The sequence below is a fragment of the Brucella sp. LJL56 genome (assembly GCF_054871705.1).
The window spans coordinates 382,000-394,567 of record NZ_JBTXLQ010000003.1 but is presented as its reverse complement, the minus strand read 5'-3'; the positions used below and the strand labels follow the sequence as shown (position 1 = coordinate 394,567).

The window sequence follows — 12,568 nt, the reverse complement described above, 5'->3', positions numbered from 1 at the left end:
ACGGACTGGGAATGGCCGTTCGGGGCGATAACCACTATAGTTCATTAAGGTGAATCTCCAGAATGATTATGCGTTGGCGTACATTCATAAGTGCCATCGCTATAAGCCAGGCAATGAGATCATCGATCTGTTTCAATCAGATCGAAATGCGTTCTAATACAGCTCAACTGGCATCCGGATGACAAAACGGTAAAGAGATGGCGTCTTCGTCGCTCATCCATGTATCGAGGCCATCTGCACCGCGTCGCTTCTATTCGCAAGACGCTCCGGAGCCTCCTCCATGTTTTCCGTAGTCAGTTCTTTTTTGCTGATCATCGTATGTCGGGTCGAGCCGTCGACAATATGTGGCGCGATATTATGTTCCTGAAAACCGCATAATATCAGCGTCCTAGATATCGATACCTTTAAGCTTAAGTTTAAGTTATCCAACATTATATTTTAGTCATATTAATAGTAGTATATATAATATTAAGTCAATATTAAATCATTTTTGCAATTGCTGACTATTGATTGCGTAATGTATCGTGATATAGAATCAAATTTATATTTTGATAGTAGGGATATATATAATGAAACATATAAAAGCTGGCCGTTTTATGAAGAATTATCGATCTTTCTTATTAAGGAGTGCCTTTTATATATTTCAGTTCGGTATCATTGGGTTTATTTGCCCGGTTGTAGCGCATGGCCAGACTGTTGGAGGCGACGGAGGGCTTAGTTTGACCGACAGTTGTGGCGCATCAGGTGCCGGAGGTGCCCCCGGTGCGTCGGGCGGGGCAGGAACGGTCATTGGAAATACCGGTGTTCAATGTGGAGGCCCAGGCGGTGGTGGTGGCGGTGCAGGCGGTCAGGCAGGTGGCGCAGGGAGCGCACCGCAAGTCGTTGGCAACGGTGGACAAGGGGGTAATGGCGGAAATGGGGGCGCACACGGTCTGGTTGTCAGCGATAGCCTGAACAACACGACGGCCTTGTCGGCGGGTGCTGGCACCGACGGTACAGACGGTAGCAAAGCAACTGGTGCAAGAAATAATTTTGATGGCGGCGGCGGTGGTGGTGGAGCAGGTGGCTACGGTCTGGTGATCAATGGAGGTTCCAGCTTCAGTAACTCAGCTACGATCTCTGGCGGCGGTGGCGGCAATGGCGGAAATGTTGGTGGCGTTAATGGTGATTCAAACGGGACAGCCGATGGCGGCAATGGCGGCGGGGGTGGCCTCGGTGTATGGATGAACACTGGCGACGCCAGCTTGGAAAACGCGGGCACGATCACAGGAGGCGTGGGTGGGCAAGGCGGTTTAAGTTATGGCATCAACGCTGGTTTCGATTCAAGTGGGGGAGGGGGCCGTGGTGGCGCAGGAGGTGCTGGTGTCTATGCCAAACAACAGACAGGCAGCGCACTGACAAACAGTTCTGGTGCCAACATAATAGGTGGTGCGGGGGGCAAAGGCGGCGACGACCCTGGTCTCATACCAGGGCCTAATGTTGATGCCGGGTTCGGCGGGAGTGGTGGCGCGGGTGTTGATAGTGTCAGTTCCGTACGTAATTTGGGCGCCATTGCTGGGGGCGCTGGCGGTGATGCGGGGCAGGGAAATGCGGCGGGTACAGTTGCTCCGTATAATAAGATTACTCAACAGAATATCGGGGGCGACGGTGGTAATGGAATTATCAATAGTGCAGGAACTGTCATCAATTCCGGCACGGTATCTGGTGGCAACGGTGGCGCAGGTGGCGTAGCTAATACCACAATGTACCTGACATATTTGACGGGCTACACAATAATATCAAGCAATGGCGGGGCTGGCGGCACCGGCATTTCTGCCACCAACACGACCATTACCAATAGTGGAACGGTTTCGGGCGGCAATGGCGGTGCGGGTGCAATCGACTATGCAGCCGTTCACAATGCGAGCAACGGCAATGGCGGCAATGGCGGGGACGGTGTTCGCGGTGCGGGCCTGTTTCTGATAAACAGCGGCACAATCACGGCAGGAACGGGCGGCGCGGCTGGTAGTGGTATCGCAGGCGTCGATGGTGTTGCGGTGAATCTCCTTACTTCGGCGAATGGCAATACGCTGGAAATTCGAAACGGATCGAATATTCAGGGCACCGCACGCGCTGCCGGAACGAAAAATACTTTCATTCTCGGGGGAGACGAAGACGCTACTTTCTCCGGGACATTATCATCAACGCTCGACAGCAGTTCAGACTACCAGGGTTTTCAGACGTATCAGAAAACCGGAACGAGTACATGGACGCTTGCAAGTACTTACACCAATAACTGGCAGATACGCGGCGGTACATTGCAGGTCGGTGACAGCGGTGTGATTGGAGACAGCGCCACCATCGATACAGGCAGCGGTACCGACAGCGGATTTCTGGCCTATAACCAATCCGCTGGAACAACGACGACTTTTGGCAATCTGGTGACGGGTACAGGCGGCGTGCGGCAGGCCGGGGCAGGTACACTCGTCCTGACCAATTGGAATAATAGTTATACTGGGGGCACCCAGATAAATGGTGGCACACTCTCTGTATCGTCCGATGATGTGCTTGGAGCCGCCTCAGGCATACTGTCTTTCAACGGTGGTACGTTACAGGTTACCGGGACGACTTATCAAGGCACTGGTCGCACTATCAACTGGGGGGCGAACGGCGGCGGATTTGATATTGCCAATCAGAACAACAGTTTTACTGTTTCACAACTGCTGACCGGTCAGGGCCAACTGACCAAATCCGGCGACGGCAAGCTGATCATGATAGCCAAGAACACTTACGCCGGCGATACGACGATTTCGGCCGGTGTCCTGCAGTTGGGCGACGGTGCCAATCAGGCCAATGACGGTGCGATCAGCGGCGACATCATCAACAATGCGAGCCTCGTTGTTGCCAATCTGGGCGCAAGCACTCTTGCTGGCACCATCAGCGGGACGGGCTCGCTGACCCAGAACGGGAGCAGCACGCTGACGCTTTCGGGCGACAATAGCTATACCGGCAACACCAATCTCAATGCCGGCACCATTGTGGTGAGCCAGGATGAGAATCTCGGCGCTGCGGGGTTACTAAACTTTGACGGTGGTGTTCTGGAAGTAACCGGCACCGACTTCACAGGTTTCGATGCAAATCGCGCGATCACCTGGGGCACCAATGGCGGCGGCTTCGATATTGATGATGCCGACAATACATTCACCCCTTCCAATGTCTTCACCGGCACCGGTGCACTGGCCAAGTCGGGGGCCGGTACATTGGCGCTCACCGGCGATAGCAGCGCCTATACGGGTGGTACATCGGTCAATGGCGGCGCGCTTCGACTGGATGATGGTTCGCTTGGCGGCAATGTCACTGTTGCCAGCGGAGCATCCTTCGGCGGGCAAGGTACGGTCGGCGGTGCCGCCGATGTGAAGAGCGGCGGCACCTTGTTCGGCCGCAGTGGTCAGGTGCTGAACTTCCAGAACGGACTGACGTTGGACGCGGGCAGCAGTACCGATGTGACCATCTCTGGCGGACCATCTGACACAGGTCTCTTTCACGTTGACAATGGTCTCACGACCGCTGGAACGCTGACCGTTAACCCGAACAGCACTTTCGGTATCGGCGTTTATCGCATCTTCGATTCCACATCACCTATTACCGATAACGGGATGGCTCTCGCTTCGGCAAGTGACCCAAATTATCAGTTACAGATGCTCGCCACACAGGGGCAGGTCAATCTGGTCAATACGGGCGGACGGAACTTTCAGTATTGGGATGGCACAACCATGATCGGCGACGGTACCGTCCATGGTGGCAACGGTACCTGGAATGCAGCGAATACAAACTGGACCGGCATCGACGGCAACGGCAATATTGACTGGCAAAACGATACTTTCGCTGTCTTCCAAGGCGCCGCCGGTACGGTAACGGTACAGAATGGTTTTGTCCCCAGCGTCAACGGTATGCAGTTCCTGACGACCGGCTACACGTTGACGGGTGGTCCGGTTCAGCTTGGCAGCGCCGAAAACCGGGTCCTTGTCGGCGACGGCAATATCAGCAGCGCCAATGTTACAGCCACAATCGCATCGGAACTTCAGGGCCAGAACGGCTTTACCAAATCCGGCTACGGCACGCTGATCCTGACCGCGGCCAACAGCTATTCGGGCACCACAACGGTCAATGAAGGTACGCTTGCACTTGGCGATGGCGGCAGCATCGACAATAGTTCCGATATCGCCCTGGCTGGTACAGCCTATGATCATGGCGATCTGCTGATCAACAAGAGCGGACAGTTTACTCTTGGCAACACCATCAATGGCATCGGTACGGTTACGAAAGACGGCAGCGGCACGACGGTCTTTACCGGAAACAACAGTTTCAGTGGCGGCCTGACGGTTGCGGGTGGCGCGGCACAGGCGGGCATTGCCAATATTGCGTTCGGCACCGGCACCGTTTCTGTCAAGACTGGCGCGACGCTTGATCTCAACAATTTCAATGAAACCGTCGGCAACCTGTCTGCCTTCGACAAGACGGGTGCTGTCGGTGATGGCAATATCACACTTGGCTCCGGCACGCTGACGCTGAACCAGACGCTGCACGGTGATTTCTCCGGCCAGATCTCGGGTGCGGGCGGCCTGATCATGAGCGACAGCAGTACCGCATCGCTGACGCTGACCGGTCAGAACAACTATTCGGGTACGACAACGGTCAATGGCGGCGAACTGGTCCAGGGTGCACAAGGGGCCTTCAGTTCCGCCTCCGGCTATGCGGTCGGCAGCGGCGGTGCGCTTGACCTTGGCGGCTTCTCCACCGGCATGGCCTCGCTCAATAATGCAGGCACGGTCTCCTTCGGCGGTACCGGTGGCACGGTTCTGAATGTCGCGGGGGATTACAACGGCAATGGCGGCACACTTGGCATGAGCACGGTTCTGGCCGGTGACGATTCCCAGACCGACATGCTGAAAGTCGGCGGCAACACATCGGGCAGCACTGTCATCAACGTCACCAATCGCGGTGGTCTTGGCGCGCAGACTGTCAACGGCATCAAGCTTATTGATGTGGGCGGTTCGTCGGACGGTAACTTTGCCCTTCAGGGCGATTATGTCACCAAAGACGGCCAGCAGGCGATCATGACGCCATCGGCCTATGCCTATACCCTTCAGAAGAACAGCGCGACCGGTCCGAACGACGGCAACTGGTATCTGGTCAGCCAGAATACCAACAGCAACCCGACACCGCCAAACTGTGAGGAAACCAACAACTGTCCACCACCGCCCAAGCCCGGCCCACGCTACAGCGCAGCAGCGCCTGTCTATGAGGCCTATGCCTCGACTCTGCAGGCGCTCAACAAACTGCCAACCCTGCAGCAGCGTATCGGTGACCGCTATTTCAACGATACGACCGCCTTGCGTGGTACCCCGTCCGGCGATGTCGGCGAGACCGACAACAAGGCGATCTGGGGCCGTATAGAAGGCGCGCATAATCGCCTTGAACCCGGTACGACCACGGACCGTACGCACCAGGATGTCGATACGTTCATCATGCAGGCCGGCGTCGATGGCCAGTTCTACGAAGATGACAGCGGTCGGTTAATTGGCGGTATTACCGGCCAGTATGGCAATAGCCATTCCAGCGTCTCCAGCTATTATGGGGATGGCACCATCAACACCCAAGGCTGGGGATTGGGAGCAAACGCCACCTGGTATGGCAATAACGGCTTCTATGTCGATGGTCAGGCGCAGCTCAACTGGTATGACAGCGATCTTTATTCCGACAGTGCCAATAAGGGGCTCACAGACAGCAACAAGGGCTTCGGCTATGCGCTGGGTGTGGAAACCGGCAAGCGCTTCGCCATGGACGAACACTGGTCTTTGACCCCGCAGGCGCAGTTGATGTTCTCGTCGGTCGGTTTTGACACTTTTACCGACAATTATGGCGCGCGCATCTCCGATCATGACAGCAACAGCCTCACCGGGCGCCTCGGACTGGCAGCGAGCTATGCCAGCAACTGGAAAGGCGAAAATGGCAAGATGGTTAATACCAGTGTCTATGGCATCGCCAATCTTTATCAGGAGTTTCTCGGCGGAACGGTGGTCGATTATTCCGGAACGCGGATGAACACCGATAATGACAGCACCTGGGGTGGCATAGGTGCTGGTGGCACCTACGCCTGGGCCGATGACAAGTATGTGTTCTACGGCGAAGGCTCGCTGAACACCTCGCTCAATCACTTCGCTGACAGCTATGCCATTAAGGGCAATATCGGCTTCAAGGTGAAGTGGTAGGCAAAGGTCTAAGAGCCGTCTTTGGGTCTGCATCGCATTGCATGATTGTAGTGCGATGCTCGACCATCATTTCCTTCAGGTTGCACAGGCTCGGATTGTAAGCCCCTCGCCAACGCACACATTGAGAATGATTGGCTCTTCGAAATGATGGACCTTGTAAATCAAAGAGACCACTAGAAGGAGTTCGCCCACAGGACAGGGATTTTCGAGTTGGGTTCCGGCGCCTGCATGTTTGCTTTTAACCGCGAGGGCAAGATTAGCGGCATGCAGCTCAGTCCGCCGGTACAATAACGTCTTTCGGATGTATATTGAAGAAGCTCTTGAATGCTTTGGTGAATTGGTTTCCATCATTGAAACCGGACATGTAAGCGAGTTCTTTCGACGTCAATCGTTTGCCGTGGTTTGTGACGATCAATCGATATGCGAATGCGAGCCTTTTGTTCCGGATCAGCGTCATTACGCCCCCGTCCTTTTCGAAACACCGATAAAGATGCGAACGCGATATATTGAGTTTCTGACACACTATATCGGGGCTAAGCGTAGGGTTCAGAAGATTCGCGTCGATGTAGATCAGGACCCGGTGACGCAGGGAAAGATTGATCGCGGTAGCCTCTTCAGTACATTCTGTTGCACTGTTTATGCAGGCAACCAGGAGCGATATCAACGCATCCTGTGCCGCCATGGCCTCGCGACTGTTGAGGCTGCTGGAATTTTGAACAAGACTGCCTAAAAATTCCGTCAAAAGACGTGTGGTCGGTTTAGCTCGACTGAAAACCATGCCATGCGGATCTGAAGTTGAAAGCAACCGTTCAAAAAGATCGCGTGGTAAGATCGCCACTACATGTGTGCCAATAGTACTCTTCACCATTATGGGTTTCGACGTATCGATAACAATTACGTCGCCTGATCCGGCGAAAACATCGGAGCCGTTGCGTTGGAACGTGAGGCTGCCGCCTGCAACGACTGCCTGAATAATATATTGGTCTTGAAACTCCACTGAGCGGTGCGAGAGTGCGAGATGAAGGCTTTGCCCGTCAAGTTCTGCCTTGGCAATCGTGATCGCATCCACTCGGCAACATTGGACAATCGGCGCGGGTTGGCTCTTGACGCCCGGCGATGATACGACGCCTTCCATGGAAGGCATGACTTTACCGCGCCAGTTTTCGTTGTCTGTACTGTATAAAAGGGGATTCTTTCGAGAAAAGCCAGATGCATTCATATGGTTCTCCCGAAATTGCAGCTCTGCAATCATGTCTAATGCCAGAGAAGCTGTCGACATTTGAAACTAATCCGTCTCTGAGATCTGAACGACTGGAACTTGCCGGGTTGTATTGCCTGTTTTGGTGTTTTGGGACGTTTCAGAAATGGGGTTCTGAAACGTCCCAAAACACACGGTGAAAGCTTTCATGCCATGCGTTTCACCGCAGTTTCAACCGTTCGTGCGCCCCAACTCCAGCAAGAGACGGGCATAGGCTATCTGCCCCTGACGGAAGACCGGAAGGCGGAAAAATTCGTCAGGCGCATGCAGATTTTCATCGCCATGCGAGAAGCCGAACATCGTGGCGTGAACGCCGAGGACATCAAGCAAAGTCTGCATGACAGGTATCGAACCGCCGAGCCGGGCAATATAAGGCTTGCGGTTATAGACTTCCTCAAGAACGTTTGCCGCGATCTGGCTGGAATTATGCCCATAGGGAACGATGAACGGGTCGGCGTCGCCGGGCAGGTGAATCACTTCGGCTGTGACACCCGATGGAAGATGCCGTTTTACATGCTTGCTGATAAGCTCCACCACGCGCCGGGGTGATTGACCGGCAACGAGGCGACAGGTGATTTTGGCGGTTGCCTGTGCCGGCAGTACGGTTTTTGTGCCTGCTCCCTGCCAGCCACTGAATATGCCGTTCACATCCAGGGTCGGGCGTGCCCACAGGCGTTCATAGGTTGTATAGCCTGGTTCACCGGCTGTCGCCGGCGCGCCGGACTGGGCCAGATACTCAGCTTCATCATAGGGAATACGCGCCATCGCAGCTCGGTCATCATCGGTCAGGGGCAGTACATCGTCATAGAAATTATCGACAGTGATGCGACCGTCGGCTGATTTCAAGGAGGCCAGGATCTGGCCAAGTGCGAGCGCCGGGTTCGCTATGCCGCCGCCATGCAAGCCCGAATGCTGATCGGAGTGCGGCCCGGTGACAACGATATCCAGCCCGACAAGACCTTTCAGCCCCATGACAAGCTGCGGTGTATCTGCACTCCATTGCAATCCATCGGCCGAGAAAATCATGTCTGCCGCAAGCCGCTCGCGATGTTCTTCAACAAAAGGCGGAAGATCAGGCGAGCCTATCTCTTCCTGTCCCTCGAAAAGAAACTTCACATTGACCGGCAAGGCTTTTTCGGTGGCCAAAAGTGCTTCTACGCCAAAAACCGAGGTTAGCAGGCTGCCCTTGTCATCTGATGCCCCTCGACCGTAGACACGTTCGTCGCGGATTTCGGGTTCGAACGGTGGTGACGTCCACAGGTCGAAGGGCTCGGCTGGCTGTACATCGAAGTGACCGTAAATAAGCACGGTCGGTTTATCCGGCCCGGCACGAAGCCAATCGGCGTAAACACAAGGATGGCCTGCGGTCGGCAGCACGACAACATTTTCTAGGCCGGATCTGGTGAGGCGGTCGGCAATCCATTGAGCGGCGCGCTTTACGTCGGGAGCATGTTCAGGCACGGCCGAAACCGAAGGGATGCGAATGAAGTCCAGAAGGTCCGCGACAAAGCGCTCTTGTTCCCGATCGATGTATTCACGCCAGCTCATGTTGCTTTCTCCTGCCTGAATGTTTTGTTTGATGCCGGTTGCCGATAACCGTCGGTATCTGTGTTCCGGCGTTCTTCCTGCAGACGGTCCAGCCAGCCGATTTCGAGCTTGGGAACGCTGTTCAGAAGCAATTTCGTGTAGTCATCGAAGGGTGGCGACAGGACGGAGTCCTTGTCGCCGTAGCGCACGATGCGGCCGTGATGCATGACCGCAACGCTATCGGCGATAGCCCGCACGATCTCGATGTCGTGGGTAATGAACAGATAGCTGATCGCTGTTTCGGCCTGAAGGCGGCACAACAATTCGAGAATACCTTCGGCAACAAGCGGGTCGAGTGCCGATGTCGGCTCATCGCAGACGATAAGCTCCGGTTTAGCGGCCAGTGCGCGGGCAATTGCAACGCGCTGCTTTTGCCCGCCGGAAAGTTCCGATGGCAGACGATCCAGATATTGCGGTCCGAGTTCAATCTGGTCCAGCAGTTCGAGTACGCGCTGCTCCCGGTCGGCTTTTTTTATGCCGAAATAGAGCGATAGTGGTCTGCCGATCAGCTCTCTGACACTGTGTCTCGGATTGAGTGCCGTATCCGCCATCTGGTGGATCAATTGAATACGGCGTAACAATTCGCGCGGTCTCTTGTTGAAGGAGGCTGGGAGTGTTGTTCCATCGAAATGGATCGTTCCGGCAGACGGCGCAAGCAGTCCTGTGATCACGCGCCCAAGCGTCGACTTGCCCGAGCCGGATTCACCGACGACTGCAAGCGTGGTTCCGCGCCGCAGTTTAAAACTGATGTCCTGCAATATGTTGGACGCAGCGCCATAGCCGGCGTTGACCTTGTCGACTGCAAGGAGCGGCAGGCCGTCGAGGGGCGTGTTCTTCGATACCGGATTCTTGGCGCTCACCAGAGCTTTGGTGTACGGTTCAACCGGCTTCTCGATGATCTGGCGTGCTGTTCCGTGTTCGACCATCGAACCGTGACGCAGTACCATGATGTCATCGGCAATCTGCGCCACCACTGCAAGATCATGGCTGATATAGAGAGCAGCCGTTGCGGTTTGTTTTATGGCGTCCTTGATGGCGGCAAGAACCCCGATCTGGGTTGTCACATCGAGCGCCGTCGTTGGTTCGTCGAAGACGACGAGGCTCGGGCTGGGACAAAGCGCCATGGCCGTCATCGCGCGTTGAAGCTGGCCACCCGATACCTGATGCGGATAGCGTTTTCCAAACTGTTCCGGTTCCGGCAAACCGAGAATGCGAAAAAGCTCGACGGCGCGCTTTTGTGCATTCTGCCGGGTCAGAACGCCGTGGTGAACTGACGCCTCTATGACTTGATCACCAAGCTGTTTAGCCGGATTGAAGGCGCTCGCGGCGGACTGCGCGACATAGCATACTTCCGTACCGCGGATGCCACGTACGGCCTTGCCGGGAAGTTGCAGAATATTCCGGTTGTTGAGCCAGATTTCACCGCCGGTAATCCGGGCTTCGCCGCGCGTATGGGCGAGGGCGGATAGGCCGATGGTGGACTTTCCAGCCCCGGATTCACCGATCAAGCCGAGTACCTGCCCGCTGGCGACATCAAATGATATGTCGTTGACCAGCACCGTCGGTGATGCTGCCGGAACTTCTATACGCAGGTTGTGAATACGAAGCGTATTGCGCTGGCCGTCAGTCATTATCGGCTCCTCCGCATCGAAGCGCTCTTGTTGATGAGCCAGTCGACCACAAGGTTGACGCAGATCGCGAGAAGGGCAATTGCAGCACCGGGAACAAGCGCTGCCGAGATGCCGAAGACGATACCGTCCTTGTTGTCCTTCACCATGCCGCCCCAATCGGCAACTGGCGGCTGGATCCCCAGACCGAGGAAAGAGAGCGTCGAGAGATAAAGAACGGAAAAGGCAAACCGCAATCCGAATTCGCCCAGCAAGGGGGCTGCCACATTCGGGAGAATTTCGCGGACGATAATCCAGAGCGTGCCTTCGCCGCGCAGACGGGCGCCCTCGATATAATCCATGACACTGATATCGAGGGCTACGGAACGTCCGACGCGATAGACACGGGTCGCTTCGATCAATCCCATGACGGCAATCAACGTCCAGGTGCCGGATGGCAGAGCGGCAAGAACGATCAATGCCAGAATGAGTGCGGGGATCGACATGAAGAGATCGTTGATCCGCGACATGAGCTGGTCTGTCTTGCCGCCGATGGTGACGGCAATGAAGCTGAGCATGATGCCAAGCGAAAAGGCAATAATGCTTGCCGCAAGTGCAACAAACACGGTTGCTCGCGCGCCGAAAAGCAGGCGTGACAGGAGATCGCGCCCAAGATTGTCGGTGCCGATCAGAAATTCAGGTCCAGAAGGCGCCCAGACCTCGCCGACGATTGCATTGCCGTCATAAGGCGCAATCCAGGGCGCAAGGAGAGCACATAGCAATATGGCGACAAGGCCGGTAAGGCCGATCCATGCGCTGAGTGGGGTGGATCGAAAACTCATCGTGGATGCCTCAGGCGGGGATTGGCCAGCAGAGAAACAATATCGGCAATCGTATTGAGAACGATATAGATTGCCGCAAAGACGAGGCCGCAGGCTTGAACGACCGGCATGTCACGCACCGTAACGGCATCGACCATATATTGCCCGATACCGGGATAGACGAAGACGACTTCCACCACGACAACCCCGACAATCAGTGCTGCCAGATTGAGTGCAACCACTGTCACGATCGGCGCGACGGCATTGGGGGCGGCATGCGATGCGATGACCCGTAACGCCGAAAGCCCTTTCAGTTCAGCCGTTTCGATATAGGGTGCGGACATCACGTTGAGAATTGCCGAACGGGTCATGCGCATCATATGGGCGAGGACGACGATCACCAATGTTGCAACCGGAAGGGCCACGACCGATAGGCGCTCCAGAAACGGCATGCCGTCATAGACTGTGGCCGGGAAGGCGGCCCAACCGAGTTGGACGGCGAAATACTGGATCATCAGATAGCCGACGAAGAATTCCGGCAATGAGATCGCTGCGAGTGCTCCGACGCCGATGAGCCGGTCTGTCAGGCGGTTACGATGAAGGACGCAGATCATGCCGAGCAAGATGGCAAGCGGTATAGCGATGGCCCCGGCAATTCCGGCAAGAAACAAGGAGTTCGCCAGGCGCTGACCCAGTTGTTCGGCCACCGAATTGCGGTTTGCCCATGACGTGCCAAGATCGCCATGCGCAATGCCCGAGAGCCAGCCGATATAACGCTCGCCAGCCGAACGGTCGAGGCCGAGATCGTGGCGGATATTGGCGACGGCCTGCGGTGTCGCAGACTGCCCCAGATAGGTGGAGGCAAAATCGCCGGGCAAGGCCTCGACGCCTGCGAAGATCAGCAGCGTCGTGCAGAATAGAAGCACGACGCTCAGGCCAAGACGGCGCGCGATCAGTGTTCCGATCGAGTTGCCGCCAAGCCATCTTCCTATGATATTTGTCCTGTCTGCCAACACGCCCATGGCTGCGTCCGCTCCAATTGCG

The 12,568-nt window shown here is 55.7% G+C and carries 6 protein-coding genes; 1 reads left to right on the top strand and 5 read right to left on the bottom strand.

The features are described from left to right. The first annotated feature begins 719 nt into the window (after window positions 1-719). Window positions 720-6,251, top strand: a complete 5,532-nt coding sequence (locus ACYSN1_RS13825) for an autotransporter outer membrane beta-barrel domain-containing protein (RefSeq protein WP_461726208.1) — start codon at window positions 720-722, stop codon at window positions 6,249-6,251. Between the two features lie 271 nt (window positions 6,252-6,522). Here ACYSN1_RS13825 and ACYSN1_RS13820 read toward each other — a convergent pair whose 3' ends face one another. The 5 genes from ACYSN1_RS13820 to ACYSN1_RS13800 form a co-directional block, all read right to left on the bottom strand. Continuing rightward, a complete protein-coding gene (locus tag ACYSN1_RS13820) occupies window positions 6,523-7,530 on the bottom strand; it encodes a helix-turn-helix domain-containing protein (RefSeq protein WP_461726207.1) in 1,008 nt (335 codons plus the stop codon). A 150-nt stretch (window positions 7,531-7,680) separates the two neighbouring features. Beyond that, window positions 7,681-9,057 (bottom strand): dipeptidase, encoded by a 1,377-nt coding sequence (locus ACYSN1_RS13815; protein ID WP_461726206.1) that lies wholly within the window; start codon window positions 9,055-9,057, stop codon window positions 7,681-7,683. Next, a complete protein-coding gene (locus ACYSN1_RS13810; RefSeq protein ID WP_461726205.1) occupies window positions 9,054-10,727 on the bottom strand; it encodes an ABC transporter ATP-binding protein in 1,674 nt (557 codons plus the stop codon). Before ACYSN1_RS13810 ends, ACYSN1_RS13815 begins: the two co-directional genes overlap by 4 nt. After that, window positions 10,727-11,545 (bottom strand): ABC transporter permease, encoded by an 819-nt coding sequence (locus ACYSN1_RS13805; RefSeq protein ID WP_461726204.1) that lies wholly within the window; start codon window positions 11,543-11,545, stop codon window positions 10,727-10,729. Before ACYSN1_RS13805 ends, ACYSN1_RS13810 begins: the two co-directional genes overlap by 1 nt. Continuing rightward, window positions 11,542-12,546, bottom strand: a complete 1,005-nt coding sequence (locus tag ACYSN1_RS13800) for an ABC transporter permease (RefSeq protein ID WP_461726203.1) — start codon at window positions 12,544-12,546, stop codon at window positions 11,542-11,544. The genes ACYSN1_RS13805 and ACYSN1_RS13800 overlap by 4 nt, the downstream gene beginning before the upstream one ends. Between the last annotated feature and the right edge of the window lie 22 nt (window positions 12,547-12,568).